Source organism: Cellulophaga sp. RHA19 (genome assembly GCF_002813425.1).
Classification (GTDB): Bacteria; Bacteroidota; Bacteroidia; order Flavobacteriales; family Flavobacteriaceae; genus Cellulophaga.
Window position 1 is genome coordinate 3,095,268 of the sequence record NZ_PHUL01000001.1, and the last position, 20,200, is coordinate 3,115,467.

Genomic DNA, 20,200 nt, shown 5'->3' on the forward strand with positions numbered 1-20,200 from the left:
CAGTTAAAATTTAATATTATAGGTTATGGTAGGAATTGGAATAGAAAAAATAGAGCTTTTATAAGCCTTAACTTCATTGTTCTCTGTTACAAAATAAACCGAATAAGGATTATTTCTTCCTAGTACATTGTATATAGATATGTTCCAAAAACTATGTCCTAACTTTTTAAGTTTATGATTACCTTCTACATTAAAACTTAAATCTAACCTATAATAATCTGGTATTCTAAACTTATTTCTGTCGCTATAAATTGGATAATCTGATCCTTGATATGTAAAATTACCTATAGGGTATGTTACTGGTCTTCCTGTTTGATATGTAAAATTACCTGAGAAGCTAAACCTACGGGTTATTTTAAAATTAGAAACCAAATTTAAATTATGTGGTTTGTCATAATTTGAAGGGAAATAATCGCCATTATTAACTTGCTCTTCGGAAAACTCACTGTTTAACTTTAAAAAAGATTTAGAATATGTGTAACTTAACCAACCATTTATATCTCCTGCATTTTTACGCACTAAAAATTCTACTCCATATGCTTTTCCTTTACCTTGCAAAATTTCAGTTTCAATATTTTCATTTAAAGTTAACTCTGCTCCTGTTTTAAAATCTGGCACATTATTAGACAATTTGTAGTACCCTTCTAAACTTATTTCATAATCATTACCCTCTATATTTTTATATATTCCTAAAGCAAACTGTTCTGCTTTTTGAGGTTTAATGTTATAGTCTGATAGTTTCCAAGTATCAATAGGAGAACCCGTAGTATTATTAGATAAAGTGTGTATGTATTGATACATTTTATTATAACTAGCCTTAATAGATAAATTATCTTTTAGTAAATATCTAGCAGCTACTCTAGCTTCTATCCCTCCATAAGTTTTTACTTCTTCATTTTTATCAAAGTTTAATATCTCTTCTACTGTTTCATCATTTTTAGGTTCTCCTTCTTTATAAACTCTTGTTGTATTTTCTCCTAAAGTTGTAAAGTTTGAATATCTAACTCCCAAATTAAACATTAATTTATCATTAAATTCAAAGTCATCTGATAAGAAAAGAGCTGATTCTAGTCCTTTTTCTTTATCCAAGTTAATTTTTTGCACATCAGACTCATCTCCTAAAGGCTCTTTATTACCTGGGGTAACATTATATAACTTACTAGTTATTCCATAGTTAATTTTATGCTTGCTATTATATAAATAAGTTACTTTGTATTTAAAACCTGTTTCTACTATTCCGTAATCAAAAGCAAAGTCAGTATTTGTATCCCCATCATAATCTATGTTAAATCCGTAGTGAGTATTAAAAAGAGATAAATTCCCCACGTTTTTATCATTTAATTGATTGTCCCAACTTAGCGAAAAAACTGCATTATTATAACTGTATAAAGAATCTGAAGTTATACTAAAAACATCTTTACTATAGTATGCTGTAGCTCTTATATCATTTTTATCATTAATTTTATGATTATACTTTGCTATTACATCATAAAAATTTGCCCTACTCTTTTTTAAATCATCATCGTCTAATGATTTAAGAACCCAGTCTGAATAAGTAGATCTACCACCAACCATAAATGACGATTTACCTTTAACAATAGGAAGTTCTAATGCTATATTATTTGTAATTGGCCCTATAGATGCCTCGCCAGCAAAATTATCTACATTACCATCTTTAGATTTTATATCAAAGACTGATGATAAGCGTCCTCCAAATTCTGAAGGAATACTGCCTTTATAAACTTTTAAACTCTTTGTTGTAAAGGGATTTAAAGCCTGGAAAATACCAAAAAAATGAGATGGGTTATAAATAACAGCATCATCTAAAAGTATTAAATTCTGATCTGTTTTACCTCCTCTTACATTAAAGCCTGTAGCTCCTTCACCTGCAGTGGTAATACCTGGTAATGTAGTTGCTACTTTTAGTATATTTCTTTCTCCTAAAACCAATGGTATGTTTTTAGACTCTTCTGAATCTATTTCTGAAGTCCCCATTAAGGTTTCTTCTACATTAACATCTTGTGCGCCATCTACTATAATTTCATCTAATTGTTCTATCTTTTCTTTTAAGCTAAAATTTAACTGTCCATTATTAAATAAAAAGACTCTTTTTACTTGTGCTTTTACACCTATAGAACTCACTTCTATTAAGTTTTCTCCTTTTGGCAACTTAATTTCGTAAAAACCATTATTGTTTGTAGATACCCCTAAATTTCTATTCTTTACATATATAGTCACATTAGGAATGGGTTCATTATTTAAATGTTGTTTTATGTAACCACTTAATATAAAAGTACTTTTAGTATCATTTATAGTAGACTTACCAATCCTAAGAGTTTCAATAAAACTATTACCTAAATCATTACTTTTTTTATTGTAAAAAACAGGAGTAATAGTATTATTTTTTTTCTCTTTAGTACTAGTTGTATCATTTACTGGAGCAGAAAAAATTTTAGGTAACTCATTATATACTATTCTATTCTGTAAAACATAAACATTTGTTTTATCAACAAAATAATTTAAATCTGTATTTTTAAAAATATCTTCTAAAATGGTTGTTAATTTCTCATCTTTATAAATACCAGAAACTTTACCATTGCTAAACCAGTTATTAGAAAAATAAAAGTTAAAGTTATAACTGTTTTCAATTTTACTTAAAACGTCTTTAATAGGAGAATCTTTAAATTGAATAGTTATCAAAGTTTCTTTTTGCTGAGAGTAAATTGTAAAACTAAAGAATAATATTAAAAATAAAATTATATATTTTTTCATTTATAACGCTTTAGTTTTTTTATTCATTAATAAATTTATTTTTTTTAATAAATCTATAATATTAGAGTCATTGCTTTTATAATTCACTGAATATTTTCTAATGACAGATTTATACTCTGGAAAAATTTTACTTAGATTTCTAATTTTTTTTATTTTTATTAGACTCTTATTATAATGTAATAAGTTATAATTCCTATCTGAGAACTGATATAATAACTTGTTATTAGATCTTTTTTCTATTCTACTTTTTATATGTTTTTTGTAAAATTGAAAATTCTCATTATTCAATAATAATTCCACATATCCATTATAACTCCCCTGCTCAACAGTCAAGTTATCTATATTTACAAAGTATTGAGAATTCAACATAAAACTATCTACCTTATTATTTATTGGTTGAATAGTTATTAAGTTATTATTACTGTTTTTTAAATTGATTAGTAATTCATCTTCAAAAACATCATATTTAATTTTTACATTATTAAATAACTGCCTATCGTATACTATACTTCCATTAAAAAATTCAAATTGTTTATAATATCTATTTGTATTTTCAAATGATCTATTTTTTTCAAAATAACCATCTCCATCATCTAAAAAACCGTTATAAATAACTGTTTTTTCTAATCCAATTTCTTTGTCAAACCAACTATATAGGTCAACATTGGATTTTACAAAATCATTTTTAAGCTTTAATTGACCATAGGAAAAAGGAGAAATATAAAACATAGTAACACATACTATGATCATTATGCATTTGTGGTTCATACTAGAGACAGAGGTTTGGTAAGGTTACTTATTATCTCAAATATATATTTTCTAACAAGAATTAATAAAATTTTAACAAATATTCATAAATTTTTAACAATCTAACAGTTTAATATTTATAATTCTCAGGAAGATGTAAATATCAATTATTATCCTAAAAGTGTGCATTTCATCTAAAAAGTAAATGCAAGTGTGTATTTCATCGAAACGTAAATAATAAACCTAAAAAAGTACGGTTATAATAACCCCAAACCTTATTAAACCTACTATTAATGACTTGTTTAGAATGTAAGAAAGAGCTTAGCTATATTGACCATAAAAATGCAATAGACGCATTTGGAGTAGAGTTGTGTGCAAAGCATCAAGTGAGATTAAACAGACTCATCTTAAAAAATAATACACCCATAGAGGCCATACAATTATATTATGGACTTAAAAGCAGAGGATTAACACCTATGTTAGAATGGTGGGATGGTAAAAAATCTATAGATATTGCTATTTCTAGAGTTAAATTAAATATAGAAATAGATACCGAATATAATATGCTTACTCACGAGCAAGCAATTAACGACTTAGAAGAGGCTATGCATTCTTTTAAAAACGGTTTTACGACTATCCGTATCCCCAACGATTTAATTAAACATCATTTTACAGAGACTATTAATAATATTCTTGGCATTGTAGAAGGGCTAAACGCTAATATTAAAAAAATATAGAAACGTACTTTACTAAGTAATTTAATAATTTTTAGGCCTACCCACACCCTATTACTTTTATTAAATTACTATTACTTTTTCATTTTTTATTATCTTGGTACTTTAACCTCAATAAAAAATGAAAAAAGTAATAACATTCCGTATTTTAATTCTATGTTTTTTTATGTCATGCAACTCACAAGCACAAGACTGGGCTAACCTAAATAAATATAAAAAAGCAAACACAGAACTAAAGGCTCCTACATCTAATGAAAATAGAGTTGTTTTTATGGGCAATTCTATAACAGAAGGCTGGAGCAATGCAATGCCTAGTTTTTTCGAAAATAAAAATTACATTAACAGAGGTATAAGCGGACAAACAACTCCGCAAATGTTATTACGTTTTAGACAAGATGTTATTAACCTTAACCCTAAGGTAGTTGTAATTTTAGCTGGCACAAATGACATTGCTGGTAATACTGGGCCAACTACTTTAAATGAAATTACCGATAATATTAAAAGTATGGCAGAACTTGCTACCAAAAACAATATTAAGGTTATAATTTCGTCAACACTACCAGCTTTTGATTATCCTTGGGCTCCAAATAAAAACCCAAATACTAAAATACCTAAGTTAAATGCGATGTTAAAATCATATGCAACTGATAATAATTTTATCTACTTAGATTATTTTTCTGCTATGGCTACTAAAGAAAATGGACTTAGAAAAGAGCATTCTGGAGACGGTGTTCATCCTAACAAAAAAGGATACCAACTTATGGCTCCTTTAGCAAAAGAAGCAATTGCTAAAGCATTAAAGAAATAATAAAATGCCAACCCCTTTAGTTAGTATATTAATACCCTTCAAAAATGTTGAAGCTTTTTTAGATGAATGTATTAACTCTATAATATCACAAACCTATACCAACTGGGAAATACTGGCTATTAATGATCATTCTACAGATAGTAGCGCTTCAATTTTAGAAAATTATGCTAAAAAAGATAGCAGAATTAAAACAACGCTAAATAATGGGCAAGGTATAATTAAAGCTCTACAATTAGCCTATAAATTATCTAATGGTACTTATATAACCAGAATGGATTCTGATGACATAATGATGCCTAATAAGATTAAAATAATGCTTTCTTCGCTCTTAAAAAATGGCACCAAGCATATTGCTGTAGGAAAAGTAAAATATTTTGCAAAAAATGGTGTAAATGATGGTTATAAAAAGTATGAAGAGTGGTTAAACCAATTAACTACAACTGGTGATAACTACTCAGAAATATATAAAGAATGTGTGATACCGTCTCCTTGTTGGATGGTACATAAATCTGATTTTGATGCAGTAGGTGGTTTTGAGCCTAACACCTACCCAGAAGATTATGACTTAGCCTTTAGATTTTACAAACACAAAATAGAATGTATTCCGTGTAATACCATTTTACATAAATGGAGAGACTACTCAACAAGAACATCTAGGACTAGTGAACATTATGCGCAAAACTACTTTTTAGAGTTAAAACTTAATTATTTTTTAGAGATAGAATATCTACAAACAAATACACTTGTAATTTGGGGAGCTGGTAAAAAAGGAAAAGAGATTGCTAAAAAACTAATAGAAAAAAATATTCCTTTTCTCTGGGTATGTAACAACCAACAAAAAATAGGCAAAGACATATATAATCAAAAATTAAAACATTTTTTAGCTATAAACAATGTTAAAGATCTACAAATAATAATTACAGTTGCTAACCAAAAAGAGCAATTAACTATTAAAAGTCATCTTAATACATTAAACCTTAAAGCTGTAAAAGATTATTTTTTCTTTTGCTAATGTGCTATTTCCTTTGGTTCAATTTCATTATATTTGAAAAATTAAATTAAGGAATGCAGTTTAAATATCCGGAACTTCTTTGGGCTTTATTTTTACTATTGGTTCCATTATTTATTCATCTTTTTCAACTCCGTAGATTTAAAAAAACGCCTTTTACCAATGTTGCTTTGCTTCAAAAGGTAAAAACACAATCTAAAAAAACTCGTAATCTAAAAAAATGGCTTCTTTTAGCTGCTAGACTTTTTTTATATACCGCATTAATAGTTGCATTTGCACAACCATATTTTGCTAAAAAAGATGTTTTTAAAAAGAGAGAAACTATTATTTATTTAGACAACTCTTTTAGTATGCAAGCGCTAAATAATGGTACTACCCTTTTACAAAATGCCGTACAAGAACTTATAAAGAGTAACGCCAAAGAAAAAGAGTTTAGTCTTTTTACTAATACTAATACGTATAAAAATGTTGTTTTAAAAGATATTCAAAATAATCTACTTTCATTAGATTATAGTAGTAATCAACTACACATAAAAGATGTTATTTTAAAAGCAAATACCTTATTTAGCAAAGATAATAGTAGTGTAAAGGATCTTATAGTTATTTCTGATTTTCAGCAAAAAAATGAAGCTTATACTATAGACAGCTTACAAACTAATATATACTTTGTAAAACAAAATACTGAGAACTTTACAAATATTAGTATTGATAGTTTATATGTTTCTAATACAGACGCTACAAATTTAGAACTAACAGCTAACCTTAAAGCTAATACTAATGCAGAGAACACTGCTGTTGCGTTATATAATAATGATACTTTAATTGCAAAAACATCTGCCTTATTTAATAATAGTAAAGAAGCTAAAGTTAACTTTACATTACCAAAAGACGTTGGTATTAAGGGCAAAATAGAGCTAACAGATACAGGTTTAATGTATGACAACAATTTTTACTTTAACATTAATAAAAGAGACAAAATAAAAGTGTTAGCTATTTCTAACGCTGATAACACCTTTTTAAATAAGATATTTACTAATGATGAGTTTAAAACCAATACAACCACTATAAACCAATTAAACTACAGTCTAATTCCTACTCAAAATTTAATTATATTAAATGAGCTTAAGGCAATACCAGAATCTTTAAAAAATGCATTAACTTCATTTACTAAAAACGGAGGTTCGTTGGTTGTTATCCCTTCTTTAAAATTAGACGTTAATAGTTACAATGCTTTGTTATCTAACTATTTTTCAACCAAACTAAAAAGTTTAATCAATATAGAACGTAAGGTAACTGGCATCAATTTTTCTCATCCATTATATACAAATGTATTTCAAAAAAAAGTCACTAATTTTCAATATCCAACGGTAAACAGTTCTTTTATTACTAACAGTTCTGCTCCTAGTCTTTTAAGTTACCAAGATAATTCTCCTTTTTTAATGGGTGCAAATGGCTTTTACTTTTTTACAAGTAGCTTATCAAAAGAAAACTCTAATTTTAAAGGTTCTCCGTTAATTGTTCCTACACTATATAATATGGGTTACACAAGTTTTAAAATTCCAAAACTATACACAACAATTGGTAAAGCCACAACTGTAGATGTAGAAACTAAAGTTAATAAAGATCTTGTTTTAAAAATTACAAAAGATAAAAACGAATTTATTCCGCAACAACAATCTTTTACAAATAAAACCGTATTAACTTTTTCTAACACTCCGCAAAATGCTGGTATTTATACCATAAAAAAAGGAGAGTCAGAATTAGGGTCACTAAGTTTTAATTATAATAGAGAAGAAAGTAAACTTATATATACAGACATTAATAGTATTGCAAATATCAAACAAAGCACTAGTATTAGTCAACTATTAACCAATTTAGAAAATAACCAAAAGGTAAATGAGCTTTGGAAATGGTTTGTTATTTTTGCGTTGTTTTTCTTAATACTAGAAGTTCTTATTCAAAAATATTTTAAATGAATATATTAATAAAATCTGCCAAAATTTTTGATAAATCTAACAAAGATTTACATTTAAAAACTAAAGATATTTTAGTACAAAATGGTGTTATTACAAAAATTTCTGATGCTGTAACACCTACAGAGGATGCCGTAATTGTATCTAAAAAAAACCTATGTATTTCTATTGGTTGGTTAGACACTAGTGTATCTTTTGGTGAGCCTGGTTTTGAAGAAAGAGAAACAATAAAAAACGGACTAAAAACTGCAGTTAAAGGTGGTTTTACAGATATTATACTTAATACAAATACAAACCCAATACCATACACTAGCGCTACACTTGCTTTTATTAAAGATAAAGCCAAAGAAGAAGTAACCAATTTACATCCGCTAGGTGCTTTAACTGTAAATAGTGAAGCAATAGATTTAGCGGAATTGTATGATATGAAAAATGCTGGTGCAGTTGGCTTTTCAGACTATAAGAAACCGACTAGCAACTCTAACCTATTAAAAATAGCGTTGCAATATGCTCAAAATTTTGATGGCTTAATTTACTCTTTCCCTTTAGATTGCAAAATTGCCGGAAAAGGAATTGTGAATGAAGGTGATGTATCTACAAGTCTTGGCTTAAAAGGTATACCTGCTTTAGCTGAAGAATTACAAGTTGCCAGAGATTTATTTATTTTAGAATACACAGGTGGCAAATTACACATACCAACCATTTCTACTGCAGGCTCTGTAAAATTAATAAGAGAAGCAAAGAAAAAAGGATTAGATGTAAGCTGTAGCGTTGCTTTATACAACCTACTATACTCTGATGAAAAACTAACAGAATTTGACACTACTTATAAAGTATTACCTCCGTTAAGAACAAAAGAAGATATTACTGCGCTTATAGAAGGTGTTAAAAACGGAACCATAGATTTTGTAACTACAGACCATAACCCTTTAGATATAGAACAGAAAAAAGTTGAATTTGATAATGCTGCTTATGGTACCATAGGTCTAGAATCATCATTTGGTATATTAAATACTATTTTTGATACGGAAACTACTATAGAAATTTTAACTAAAGGTAGAGAGCGTTATGGCTTACAAACTCCAAAAATAAAAGAAGGTAATACTGCTTGTTTTACCTTGTTTGATAATGACACATTACACTACATTAACAAACAAACATCTAAGAGTAGAGCTAAAAACTGTATGTTTTTTGAAGAAAAACTAAAAGGACAAGTTTTTGGTGTTTTAAATAAATATGTAGCAGAAATACTATAATTTGTTTAGGTGCGTTAATTAATAGACTAAAAGTTAGTCAACTTGTTTAACCAACTAATACCACAAAATTATGATTTTCGGAATTACGCTAATAATACTAGGTATTTTAGCTGCACCATCTTTATTACTATCTAAAAAACCAAATGCACAAGAACTTCTAGACAAAATTACACCTTACCAAGGTTGGATAGGTTTAGGATTTTGTGTTTGGGGAGTAATTAGTATTGTTCAAGCTATTTTAAGAATAGGTTGGCTTACTACTTATCCTATTTACTGGATAACTTATATTGCTGTAGCCGTTGTTACAGCTGCATTAGGTTTTATTTTAGGTTACGGAATGATAAACAAACTTTTATTATCTAAAAATGAAGAAGCAAAAGCAAAAGGAGAAGCTTTACTTGCAAAACTTAGACCTTTACAAGGTAAATTAGGATTAGCAGCAATTATCTTAGGAGTTTGGGCTATTATTTCTAGCTTATTATTTTTTATGTAACTATAAGCATCATATAAAAATGTAAAAAGAGGTCTTAATTAGACCTCTTTTTTTTTACAAAATTTTTACCTTGCACAAAAAAGTAAAATGAATAAAAAACCTAAAGGAAAAACTACCGCAATAGTATCTTACTTTACAGGTGTAGGCACCTTAATTGCAATTACTATGAATATGGATGACAAACATGAGTTTGCTCGTTTTCATATTAGACAAAACTTTGGTTTAAATTTATTTTTTGTAGGTTTTGCATTATTTATTAGCCAATGGTTAAGTATTTACGCTTCTATGGGTTTATATATATCATATATTGTATTATGGACCTATGGTTTTATTGGTATGCTAAACAATAAAAAACAAGAAATTCCTTTTATAGGAAAAGCTTCTCAAAAATGGTTCACTTTTATAAATTAGTATGACGACAGCACCACTATCATTAGAACACATTATACAACCAGCAACTATAGAACAAGAAAAAACTCCTGTTTTATTTATGCTACACGGTTACGGTAGTAATGAAGAAGATCTTTTTTCTTTTGCTACAGAATTACAAAAAGAGCTTTGTATTATATCTATACGTGCTCCCTACCCTATGCAGCCATATGGCAATGCTTGGTATGCTATAAATTTTGATGCCGAAAAAGGAAAATGGAGTGATGATGTACAAGCCGCAGAATCTATAGAAAAAATACTTGTTTTTATAGATGAAGCTTGCAAAGCTTACCATCTAGACAAAGATAACGTTACACTATTAGGCTTTAGTCAAGGTGCAATTTTAAGTTATGCTACAGCAATTTCTTATCCTGATAAAGTAAAAAATGTAATTGCACTAAGTGGTTACATCAATGAAAATCTAATAGACAAATTAAAGACTGATAAAGACCCTAGCAAACTAAACATTTATGCTTCTCACGGCACTGTAGACCAGGTTATACCTGTTAGCTGGGCACAAAAGACACCTAATTATTTAAAAGGTTTAGGTATAGATTGTACTTATGAGGAATACCCTGTTGGTCACGGTGTTGCACCACAAGGTTTTTATTCTTTTAAAGAATGGTTGTCTACTAAAATATAACTTAAAAAAAATCAAAAAAATAACCCCTGAATTTTCATTCAGGGGTTATTTTTATATAGTAAACTAGATTAATCTCTTCTGTACAAAAGATGATCCATCATTGTAAAATCTACTCCTAAATTGTCTTTAAGGTCATACTTTATAAGTAATTCTCCCCAATATTTGCCATCAGAAAAATCGGCTATAATCCATTTATGGTTTAAAACCTTAATTTTATTTATTTTAAAATTTCCTTCCATACCAGCATATGGCACTAATGGGTTATCTCCTTTAGATTCGTTGGTTTCTATCAATTTATCCTCAATATATCTTGCCGGATTTTCTAACTTTAAATGATCAAAATTAGTTAAAGCATCATCATTATTTTCTAGTAAAAAATACTTTAAATCTAACTGGTTTATTGTGGCCTGTTGTATAGAATCTTCTAACTTAGTATTTTCAGTTTCTAGCTTTTCTATTTTTTCCTGTAGCTGTGCAAATCTTGTGTTAGTAGCATCTATCATTTTATTTGCACTTACAAATTGGTATAGGGCTATTAATGCTGCAAAAATAAATAGGTATAAATATAAATACTTTTTCATTTGGTATTATTCTATATGTTTATGGTTAAATTATCGTATGCCAAATGTACATTTTTTGGCAAAGATTTTTCTACTTCTTCATGAAAACCTAACAAGTGACTTATATGTGTTAAATAAGCTGTTTTTGGCTTTACTAAATTTATAAACTCTAATGCTTCTTCTAAATTAAAATGAGAATGATGCGCCTCTAAACGTAAAGCATTTACAACCAATACCTTTACATCTTTAAGTTTAGCTATTTCTTCTTTAGAGATACTTTTTACATCTGTTAAATACACAAAGTCATCTATTCTAAAACCAAAAACTTCTAACCTGTTATGTAGCGCTTTTATAGGTATAGCAACTTTATTTCCTATTTTAAAAGGTGTATTCTCTTTAATTTGATGAATAGCTACTGCCGGAGCACCTGGATACCTATTAATATCTGCAAAAATATAAGCAAAGCGTTTTTTAAGAGCTTCTATTACTTGACTATCTGCGTATATTGGTATATCTCCTTGTCTAAAGAAAAAAGGTCTAATGTCATCTATACCCGCAGTATGGTCTGAGTGTTCATGAGTAAACAATATACCATCTAAATTTGGTATAGGATTTTGCAACATTTGCTGCCTAAAATCTGGACCACAATCTATTACAAAGTTATAGTCATCCCATGAAATTAAAACAGATACTCTTAATCTTTTATCCTTTGGATCCTTACTTAAACATACAGGATGTTTACTACCAATAACTGGTATTCCTTGAGAAGTTCCTGTACCCAAAAATGTGATTTTTAACAATTCGGCCTTTTTTATCAAATTTATAACATATTTATTTAATAGATAAATCTATCTTGTTAACTTTGTATACCGTAAAAAAACAACAAAGAATGTCATCAGTCTTAAAAAAAGATTTTGCTTTTGAGAATATTCCTTCTACTAAAGCCAAAACACTAAGAATAAATTTAAATCCTGATATCTACGGTACTTTTGCAGAAATTGGTGCCGGACAAGAGACTGCCAGACACTTTTTTAGATCTGGTGGCGCATCTGGAACCATTGCTAAAGCAATGAGTGCATATGATAAAGATTTTAGTGACGCTATATATGGCGTAGAAAACGATGGTAGATATGTTACCCAAGCTCGTTTAAAAACGATGCTTTCTCATGAAATGGGATTAATGGAGGAGCGTATTAGTAGAGAAAAACACCCAGAGCGTTTATTTTTCTCCTATGCAAATACTGTTGCCACTATAGATTTTGCTAAAAAATACAAGGGGCACGGATGGATTGGAATTCGTTTTCAATTAGATCCAGACCAAAAAGAATTTGATGAAATTATTATGCACGTTCGTTTTAAACAGAACGAAGCTAGATTGCAGCAAGAAACTTTAGGTATTTTAGGTGTTAACCTTATATATGGTGCTTTTTACAAATACCATAAACCAAGAAAATTACTTAAATATCTTTATGACCATATAGATAAGGATACTGTAGAAATTGATATGATTAATTTCTCTGGTCCTAATTTTGAAAAAGTAGATAATAGGTTAATTAGCTTACAGTTAATTAAAAATGATATGACGGATGCCGTTATGTTTGGCCCTGATGGTAACAACTTATTACCTGCTGCTGTACTTTATAAAAAAAACATACTTGCTTTACGTGGTAGTTATAGACCCGTAACAAAGGTAAATATGGATATGTTTGAAAAGTCTCATAATATTTTTATGAACGAACAAACAGTTAATCCTGATAAAACCATTGTAATTTTTGAAATTACTTTAGCTAATTTAAAAGCTAGTGGAGAAATAGACGAACAAGATTTTATGGACAGAGCAGAACTTTTATGTTCTCTTGGCCATACAGTAATGATCTCTAAATTTCAGGAATACTTTAGACTTGTAGAGTACTTTAGTAATTATACAAAAGCAAAAATTGGTTTAACAATGGGCGTTAACAATCTTGTAGAGGTTTTTGATGAAAAGTATTACAGACACTTAAGTGGCGGTATACTTGAAGCTTTTGGTAAATTATTCTTTAAAGATTTAAAAGTTTACTTATACCCAATGAAAAACGAAGAAACTGGTCAGATTATGACGAGTAACAACGTTAAAGTACACCCAAGAATGAAAGAACTTTATAAGTTCTTTAAATATAACGGTAAAGTAATGGACATTTTTGATTATGATCCTGAAATACTACATATTTTTTCTAGAGATGTTTTAAAGAAAATTACAAACGGAGATAAAGACTGGGAGAAAATGCTACCAGAAGGTATTGCAGAAATTATAAAAAGAAAAGAGTTATTTGTACGTAAGGCAGATAAAAAATAATAAAAAAGCCACATTTTAAAATGTGGCTTTTTTTATATGATATTATTCTAATATTTGTGCAGCGTGGTCTTTTGTTTTAACCTTATCTATTACTTTGGTTACAACACCGTTTTCATCTATAATAAATGTTTTTCTATGTATACCGTCATAAACTTTACCCATAAACTTTTTTGTACCCCAAACGCCAAAAATATTTAATACAGTATGGTCTTCATCTGCTAGTAGAGGAAAAGGAAACTCATACTTTGTTTTAAAGTTAGATTGTCTTTTTGCAGAATCTGCACTAACACCTAAAAGTTCATATCCTTGGTCTTGTAATTCTTTATAATTATCTCTTAAATTACAAGCTTCTGCAGTACAACCAGGAGTACTTGCTTTTGGATAAAAGAACACAATCAACTTTTTTCCTTTATAATCTGATAAGCTTACAGCATTACCATCTTGATCTTTTGACGTAAAATCTGCTACTTTGTCTCCTACTTTTAAAGTATTCATAAGTAATTTATTTAAATTCGTTTTTTCTAATTTTTAGTAAAGCTAATCAAAAATGACCAAGGCAGAAAAAGTTACTTTTACAATAGACAAACTTAAAGAGTTATACCCAACAATACCAGTACCTTTAGACCACAAAGATCCGTATACACTACTAATTGCAGTATTAATGTCTGCACAAAGTACAGATGTACGCGTAAATAAAATTACACCATTATTGTTTAAAAAGGCAGACAACCCATATGATATGGTAAAACTAACCGTAGATGAAATTAGAGAAATTATAAAACCTGTTGGTTTGTCTCCTATGAAAGCTAAAGGAATACACGGTTTATCACAAATGTTAATAGATAAACACAATGGCATAGTTCCTAAGGATATGGAATCTTTAGAAAAGTTTCCGGCTGTAGGTCATAAAACTGCAGGTGTTGTAGTGTCACAAGCATTTGGTATACCTGCATTTCCTGTAGATACACACATACACAGATTAATGTATAGATGGGGATTTACAAATGGTAAAAATGTGGTACAAACAGAAAAAGATGCAAAAAGATTATTTCCTAAAGAATTATGGAACGATCTTCATTTGCAAATTATTTGGTACGGTAGAGACTATTCTCCTGCTAGAGGATGGAATCTAGATAATGATATAATTACAAAAACGATAGGAAGAAAAACAGTAATTGAAGAATATTATAAAACAAAAAAGAGCCGTTAAGGCTCTTTTTCTAGTTCAAAATGTTTTCAAATTGCATCTCCTTGTATGTAATTACATTCATCGATTTTGAATAATTCAGTAAAAACTGAATTTTGCTTGCCGATGTTGTCATTCCACAAGAATTGTTTTGTTGTTTAGAGTAAATTTTTTCCATATAAAATAGTATTGTTATAGTAAGATAACGGTACTATTTTAGAAATATTATACTCTTAGGTTAAAAACCTATTAATTCGTTAAAACGATATTATGTTTTTCTATAATTTTTCTCATATTAATTAAAGCATATCTCATTCTTCCTAATGCAGTGTTAATGCTAACTCCTGTATTTTCAGAGATTTCTTTAAAACTCATATCCTTATAGATACGCATTAATAAAACTTCTTTTTGATCTTCTGGTAATTCTTCAATAAGAACTTTAAGGTCAGAATCGATCTGATTTTTTATTAATTGTTTTTCTGCGTTTAACTTATCATCACTTATTACAGAAAAAATATTAAAATCATCGCTACCTTCAAACATTGGCATACGCTTATTTTTTCTAAAGTGATCTATAATTAAATTGTGTGCAATTCTCATTACCCACGGTAAAAATTTACCTTCTTCACTATAAGAACCCTTTTTTAAAGTTTTTATCACTTTAATAAAAGTATCTTGAAATATATCCTCAGTAATGTCTCTATCTAATACTTTAGAGTAAATAAAACTACTAATTCTTTGGTTGTGTCTATTTATTAATATTTCTAGAGATTTTTCATCTCCTGTAATATATTTTTTTACTAATACTGAGTCTTCAATTTGTAGATCCATTTCGAGTTACTTTTTTTGGTTATTTAATGCGTACCCCTTCCCTATATGGGAATAAGTTCATTTAATAGTGTTTAATAATTTTTAAAAAAGTAATGTTCGCTATATAGGCCTATAAGTTTAATTACACTTCAAATATATATAAAATAAGAGGTTCCTAAAAAATCTATGTTGTGATTACCCTTATTTTTGATGTAAAAGCGTCTTTTATGGTTATTAAAAGGTACATATTGTATCTTTACAGTATTAATTACGGATATGAATACACTTTTAGACGTCGACCCAAAACACAATATTATTATTAAGGGTGCTAAACTGCACAACCTCAAAAATATAGACGTAATAATTCCTAGAAATAAATTAGTTGTTATTACTGGATTATCTGGTTCTGGTAAATCTAGCCTTGCTTTTGACACGCTTTATGCAGAAGGGCAACGTAGGTATGTAGAGAGTTTATCATCTTATGCACGTCAATTTTTAGGGAAATTAGATAAACCTAAAGTAGATTATATAAAAGGTATAGCTCCTGCAATTGCTATAGAACAAAAAGTAAACTCTACTAACCCGCGTTCTACAGTTGGTACAACAACAGAAATTTATGATTATTTAAAACTGCTGTATGCAAGAATTGGTAAAACCATATCTCCTGTTTCTGGTAAGCAAGTAAAAAAGCATACCGTTACAGATGTAATAAACTTTATTAAAGAATTTAACGACAATACTAAGTTGTTATTGTTAGCTCCTATTAAAGTTAAAGAAGATAGAGAACCTTTAAAAGCTTTAGAAATGTTTTCTAAACAAGGGTATGCTAGAATAAAACATAAAGGTAAAGTTATACGTATAGACGATTCTATTACAGAAATGGATAGAGAATTCTTTTTAGTAGTAGATAGAATTATAACTAAAGATGATGAAGATTTTTATAACAGACTTGCAAATGCAGTAGATACTGCTTTTTTTGAAGGAGAAGGTAATTGTATTATAGAAGAACTAGAAACAGAGAAACAAACTCCTTTTAGTAATAAGTTTGAGTTAGACGGAATTAAATTTATAGAACCAAACGTACACCTATTTAGTTTTAATAACCCTTTTGGCGCATGTCCAACTTGCGAAGGTTATGGTGATGTTATTGGTATAGACCAAGACTTGGTTGTTCCTAATACAGCACTATCTGTATATGAAGGTGCAATTTTTCCTTGGAAAGGAGAAAGTATGGGTAAATATAAGGACGACTTTATAGCTGCGGCTTATAAGTTTGATTTTCCTGTGCACAAACCTTGGTTTGAGTTAACCGATGAGCAAAAACAATTAGTTTGGGATGGTAATAAATCTTTTACCGGACTAAATAAGTTTTTTGCAATGCTTGAAGATAAAAGCTACAAAATACAAAACCGAGTAATGTTATCTCGTTACAGAGGAAAAACAAAATGTAGTACTTGTAATGGCAAACGTCTACGTCCAGAGACAGATTATGTAAAGGTTAATGATAAATGTATATCTGAACTTGTAGAACTACCTATAGAGTTGCTAACAGATTTTTTTAACTCTTTTAAGCTTAACAAGCACGATGCACAAATAGCTAAACGACTTTTAGTAGAAATTACAACAAGACTTAACTTTTTAAATAAAGTAGGTTTAAGTTACTTAACGCTAAACCGAAAATCTAATACATTATCTGGTGGCGAGAGCCAGCGCATAAACCTAGCAACATCTTTAGGTAGTAGCTTGGTTGGTTCTATGTATATATTAGATGAGCCAAGTATAGGATTACACCCAAAAGATACAGAAAACTTAATAGATGTTTTAAAATCTTTAAGAGATTTAGGAAACACTGTTATAGTTGTAGAACATGATGAGGATATTATGAATGCTGCAGACCAAGTTATAGACATAGGTCCTGAGGCTGGTACACACGGTGGCGAGGTTGTTGCCAATGGCACAATGGCTGATATTTTAAAATCTACATCCTTAACAGCTAGTTACCTTAATGGTACTAAACAGATAAAAGTTCCTGAGAAAAGAAGAAACTTCACCAATTTTATTAGAATAAATGGTGCAAGAGAAAATAACCTCAAAAATATAGATGTTACTTTTCCTTTAGGTATACTAACCGTTGTAACGGGTGTATCTGGTAGTGGTAAAAGTACATTAGTTAAAAAACTACTATATCCTATAGTATTAAAAGAAATTGGAGGCTATGGAGAAAAAGCCGGACAGTTTACTTCTGTAGAAGGAGAATATAAGGATATTAAAAATGTAGAGTTTGTAGATCAAAACCCAATTGGTAGGTCTTCTAGATCTAACCCTGTAACTTATATAAAGGCTTACGATGATATTAGAGCATTGTTTGCTTCTCAAAAATTAAGTAAACTTAGAGCCTACCAAGCAAAACACTTTTCTTTTAATGTAGATGGTGGTCGCTGTGAAAAATGTAAAGGTGAAGGAGAAATTACTGTAGAAATGCAGTTTATGGCAGATGTACACTTGTTATGTGATGCTTGTAATGGTAAACGATTTAAAAAAGAAGTTCTAGAAGTTAAGTTTCAGGATGCTAATATAGATGATGTTTTAACTATGACTATTGATGATGCTATTGCATTTTTTGAAGAGCATCAACAAACAAAAATAATGAATAAGCTTAAACCATTGCAAGATGTTGGTTTGGGTTATGTTACTTTAGGTCAATCTTCTTCTACCCTATCTGGTGGTGAAGCACAACGTATTAAATTAGCATCGTTCTTAATTAAAGGTAAAACAACTAACAAGTCTTTATTTATTTTTGATGAGCCAACAACTGGTTTACACTTTCATGATATTAAAAAATTATTAAAATCTTTTAATGCTCTTATAGCCAAAGGACATTCTGTTGTGGTAATAGAACACAATATAGATTTAATTAAATGTGCAGATTTTATTATAGATTTAGGGCAAGAAGGTGGTACTAAAGGTGGCCAATTAATAGCTACTGGTACTCCAGAACAAATTGCAAAAAGTAAAAAATCGTTCACAGCTAAATATCTTCAAGAAAAACTATAGTTTAAATTTTACTGATTTACAGGTGGTTACAGTTTAAATCTGTTTTTTGGCACGCTGTTTGTATTATAGATACCAGAATGTAAATAGTTACATTCAGAATTTATAAAACCTTATAGTATGAAAAAATCAGTACTACTTTTTACAGCACTTTTAATAGGTACTTTTAGTACAATGGCTGTAACTACAGAAAACACAGAGAATAAGGTTGCAAGCAGCAATACTTTATTACAAAACAACTCTTTTACTTTTATAGAGAACGGAGTTACATTTTCAGTTTTCCCTGATGGCGAATTCGATTTCTTTATTGATAATAGAGTAAATGTAAATGCTAATATAAATTTAGGAAGAAATGCAAATATTACCTTTAACACAGGTTACAACTACAATGCTTACGTACAGTATGATGATTACGGAGCTGTAATACAAGTAGAAAACGTTCCTATTTATTATGACTATTATGGTAGAGTTGAGCAAATTGGTGATATAAACATTAATTACAGAAATAATAGAGTTCATAGATTAGGTGGTATGTATGTATATTATAACTCTAGAGGTTATTATGACTACCATAGAGGTTATATAAACAGATACAACAGAAACTATACATTTAACAGATACAACAGTTATTTTCATAGACCAGCAGTAAACTTTTGTTTAGTACAATCTAGACCATACAGAAGATATTATGCACCTACTAGATATACATACTATAGTCCTTACAGAAATAACTATAGAAAATCTTATGTAAGAGTTGGTAAGTCTTATAAATATAACAAACGTAACAATTATAGGTCTGCTAATGTGTACAGAAACGATAAAAGAGTTACACCAAGAAGCAACAGAACTGTTGGTATTTCTAGAACAAACACTAGAACCGTAGCTCAAAACTCAAGAAAAAGCGACAGAACTATTATTAACAGAAATAATAGAGCTGCAAGGTCTACAACAGTAACTAGAACAAGTAGTAGAAAACCAACTACATCTAGAACAGTTTCTAGATCTACAACATATAAAACTCCTGCTAAAAGCAGAACAAATAGTAGAGTTGGTAATACTAGAAGTACAACAACTAGAAGTGTTGCTAAAACACCAAATAGAACAAGTACTACAAGAAGTACAACGGTTAACAGAAGACCACAAAGTACAAATAGTAGAGCAACAAGAAGCACCACTAGAACCACTACAAGAGTTACAAAAACTCCAAGTAGAAGTAGTTCTTCTAAAAGTAGAGCTACATCAGTAAAAAGTAGCTCTAGAACATCAAGTAAAGCAAAAACTCCTTCTAGATCTAGTAGAACTAGCTCTAGTACTAGAAGCAGAAGATAATAAAGACAGTTTTTTAGGTTGTTAGTTGTTAAAGCCCTTGGAGAATTTATTCTTCTGGGGCTTTA

General features: G+C 29.2%; 18 protein-coding genes. 12 read left to right on the forward strand and 6 right to left on the reverse strand.

All coding sequences use genetic code 11. From position 1 onward, the window contains the following. Positions 1–3: 3 nt before the first annotated feature. Both AX016_RS13660 and AX016_RS13665 read right to left on the reverse strand, forming a co-directional pair. Positions 4–2,772 carry a TonB-dependent receptor domain-containing protein gene (locus AX016_RS13660; RefSeq protein ID WP_100896137.1) on the reverse strand — a complete coding sequence of 923 codons (2,769 nt, stop codon included), beginning with the start codon at positions 2,770–2,772 and terminating at the stop codon, positions 4–6. Beyond that, positions 2,773–3,522, reverse strand: coding sequence for a hypothetical protein (locus tag AX016_RS13665; protein WP_157811134.1), 750 nt, complete (start codon positions 3,520–3,522; stop codon positions 2,773–2,775). A gap of 290 nt (positions 3,523–3,812) precedes the next feature. Here AX016_RS13665 and AX016_RS13670 point away from each other — a divergent pair, with 290 nt between their 5' ends. From AX016_RS13670 to AX016_RS13705, 8 genes are all read left to right on the forward strand, one after another. After that, on the forward strand, positions 3,813–4,256 hold the full coding sequence (locus AX016_RS13670) for a hypothetical protein (protein WP_100896139.1): 444 nt from the start codon (positions 3,813–3,815) through the stop codon (positions 4,254–4,256). Between the two features lie 118 nt (positions 4,257–4,374). Continuing rightward, entirely contained in the window at positions 4,375–5,061 is a 687-nt protein-coding gene (locus AX016_RS13675; RefSeq protein WP_100896140.1) for an SGNH/GDSL hydrolase family protein, read from the forward strand. A gap of 4 nt (positions 5,062–5,065) precedes the next feature. Continuing rightward, positions 5,066–6,073 carry a glycosyltransferase family 2 protein gene (locus AX016_RS13680; protein ID WP_100896141.1) on the forward strand — a complete coding sequence of 336 codons (1,008 nt, stop codon included), beginning with the start codon at positions 5,066–5,068 and terminating at the stop codon, positions 6,071–6,073. A gap of 53 nt (positions 6,074–6,126) precedes the next feature. Then, positions 6,127–8,046 carry a BatA domain-containing protein gene (locus AX016_RS13685; protein WP_100896142.1) on the forward strand — a complete coding sequence of 640 codons (1,920 nt, stop codon included), beginning with the start codon at positions 6,127–6,129 and terminating at the stop codon, positions 8,044–8,046. Beyond that, positions 8,043–9,299, forward strand: coding sequence for a dihydroorotase (locus tag AX016_RS13690; protein WP_100896143.1), 1,257 nt, complete (start codon positions 8,043–8,045; stop codon positions 9,297–9,299). The genes AX016_RS13685 and AX016_RS13690 overlap by 4 nt, the downstream gene beginning before the upstream one ends. Positions 9,300–9,369: 70 nt before the next feature. Then, positions 9,370–9,792, forward strand: coding sequence for a hypothetical protein (locus AX016_RS13695; protein WP_100896144.1), 423 nt, complete (start codon positions 9,370–9,372; stop codon positions 9,790–9,792). Between the two features lie 87 nt (positions 9,793–9,879). Next, entirely contained in the window at positions 9,880–10,203 is a 324-nt protein-coding gene (locus AX016_RS13700) for a hypothetical protein (protein ID WP_100896145.1), read from the forward strand. Position 10,204: 1 nt separating this feature from the next. Then, on the forward strand, positions 10,205–10,864 hold the full coding sequence (locus AX016_RS13705) for an alpha/beta hydrolase (protein WP_100896146.1): 660 nt from the start codon (positions 10,205–10,207) through the stop codon (positions 10,862–10,864). Between the two features lie 68 nt (positions 10,865–10,932). Here the strand turns inward: AX016_RS13705 and AX016_RS13710 are convergent, their stop codons facing one another. Together AX016_RS13710 and AX016_RS13715 are read right to left on the reverse strand one after the other, a co-directional pair. Beyond that, positions 10,933–11,445 carry a hydrolase gene (locus AX016_RS13710; RefSeq protein WP_100896147.1) on the reverse strand — a complete coding sequence of 171 codons (513 nt, stop codon included), beginning with the start codon at positions 11,443–11,445 and terminating at the stop codon, positions 10,933–10,935. A gap of 11 nt (positions 11,446–11,456) precedes the next feature. Continuing rightward, positions 11,457–12,224: an MBL fold metallo-hydrolase gene (locus tag AX016_RS13715; protein WP_232732631.1), complete on the reverse strand. Its 768-nt coding sequence runs from the start codon at positions 12,222–12,224 to the stop codon at positions 11,457–11,459. Positions 12,225–12,313: 89 nt separating this feature from the next. Here AX016_RS13715 and AX016_RS13720 point away from each other — a divergent pair, with 89 nt between their 5' ends. After that, positions 12,314–13,759, forward strand: a complete 1,446-nt coding sequence (locus tag AX016_RS13720) for a nicotinate-nucleotide adenylyltransferase (RefSeq protein WP_100896149.1) — start codon at positions 12,314–12,316, stop codon at positions 13,757–13,759. A 42-nt stretch (positions 13,760–13,801) separates the two neighbouring features. Here the strand turns inward: AX016_RS13720 and bcp are convergent, their stop codons facing one another. Next, entirely contained in the window at positions 13,802–14,254 is a 453-nt protein-coding gene (gene bcp, locus AX016_RS13725; protein WP_100896150.1) for a thioredoxin-dependent thiol peroxidase, read from the reverse strand. A gap of 52 nt (positions 14,255–14,306) precedes the next feature. On the opposite strand from bcp, the gene AX016_RS13730 reads away from it, so the two are divergent. After that, on the forward strand, positions 14,307–14,969 hold the full coding sequence (locus AX016_RS13730) for an endonuclease III domain-containing protein (protein ID WP_100896151.1): 663 nt from the start codon (positions 14,307–14,309) through the stop codon (positions 14,967–14,969). Between the two features lie 225 nt (positions 14,970–15,194). Here AX016_RS13730 and AX016_RS13735 read toward each other — a convergent pair whose 3' ends face one another. Further along, the gene (locus AX016_RS13735) at positions 15,195–15,776 is read right to left on the reverse strand and encodes an RNA polymerase sigma factor (RefSeq protein ID WP_077405619.1); all 582 of its coding nucleotides are present in this window, start codon (positions 15,774–15,776) and stop codon (positions 15,195–15,197) included. Between the two features lie 255 nt (positions 15,777–16,031). Between AX016_RS13735 and uvrA the strand changes: the two genes are divergently transcribed. Both uvrA and AX016_RS13745 read left to right on the forward strand, forming a co-directional pair. Continuing rightward, the gene (gene uvrA / locus AX016_RS13740) at positions 16,032–18,809 is read left to right on the forward strand and encodes an excinuclease ABC subunit UvrA (RefSeq protein ID WP_100896152.1); all 2,778 of its coding nucleotides are present in this window, start codon (positions 16,032–16,034) and stop codon (positions 18,807–18,809) included. Between the two features lie 117 nt (positions 18,810–18,926). After that, the gene (locus tag AX016_RS13745; protein WP_100896153.1) at positions 18,927–20,135 is read left to right on the forward strand and encodes a hypothetical protein; all 1,209 of its coding nucleotides are present in this window, start codon (positions 18,927–18,929) and stop codon (positions 20,133–20,135) included. The last annotated feature ends 65 nt before the right edge of the window (positions 20,136–20,200 follow it).

Bases quoted from the DNA above. Each gene is read 5' to 3' on its own strand.
- AX016_RS13660 (WP_100896137.1), bottom strand. From the start codon at position 2,772: ATGAAAAAATATATAATTTTATTTTTAATATTATTCTTTAGTTTTACA.
- AX016_RS13665 (WP_157811134.1), bottom strand. From the start codon at position 3,522: ATGATCATAGTATGTGTTACTATGTTTTATATTTCTCCTTTTTCCTAT.
- AX016_RS13670 (WP_100896139.1), top strand. From the start codon at position 3,813: ATGACTTGTTTAGAATGTAAGAAAGAGCTTAGCTATATTGACCATAAA.
- AX016_RS13675 (WP_100896140.1), top strand. From the start codon at position 4,375: ATGAAAAAAGTAATAACATTCCGTATTTTAATTCTATGTTTTTTTATG.
- AX016_RS13680 (WP_100896141.1), top strand. From the start codon at position 5,066: ATGCCAACCCCTTTAGTTAGTATATTAATACCCTTCAAAAATGTTGAA.
- AX016_RS13685 (WP_100896142.1), top strand. From the start codon at position 6,127: ATGCAGTTTAAATATCCGGAACTTCTTTGGGCTTTATTTTTACTATTG.
- AX016_RS13690 (WP_100896143.1), top strand. From the start codon at position 8,043: ATGAATATATTAATAAAATCTGCCAAAATTTTTGATAAATCTAACAAA.
- AX016_RS13695 (WP_100896144.1), top strand. From the start codon at position 9,370: ATGATTTTCGGAATTACGCTAATAATACTAGGTATTTTAGCTGCACCA.
- AX016_RS13700 (WP_100896145.1), top strand. From the start codon at position 9,880: ATGAATAAAAAACCTAAAGGAAAAACTACCGCAATAGTATCTTACTTT.
- AX016_RS13705 (WP_100896146.1), top strand. From the start codon at position 10,205: ATGACGACAGCACCACTATCATTAGAACACATTATACAACCAGCAACT.
- AX016_RS13710 (WP_100896147.1), bottom strand. From the start codon at position 11,445: ATGAAAAAGTATTTATATTTATACCTATTTATTTTTGCAGCATTAATA.
- AX016_RS13720 (WP_100896149.1), top strand. From the start codon at position 12,314: ATGTCATCAGTCTTAAAAAAAGATTTTGCTTTTGAGAATATTCCTTCT.
- bcp (WP_100896150.1), bottom strand. From the start codon at position 14,254: ATGAATACTTTAAAAGTAGGAGACAAAGTAGCAGATTTTACGTCAAAA.
- AX016_RS13730 (WP_100896151.1), top strand. From the start codon at position 14,307: ATGACCAAGGCAGAAAAAGTTACTTTTACAATAGACAAACTTAAAGAG.
- AX016_RS13735 (WP_077405619.1), bottom strand. From the start codon at position 15,776: ATGGATCTACAAATTGAAGACTCAGTATTAGTAAAAAAATATATTACA.
- uvrA (WP_100896152.1), top strand. From the start codon at position 16,032: ATGAATACACTTTTAGACGTCGACCCAAAACACAATATTATTATTAAG.
- AX016_RS13745 (WP_100896153.1), top strand. From the start codon at position 18,927: ATGAAAAAATCAGTACTACTTTTTACAGCACTTTTAATAGGTACTTTT.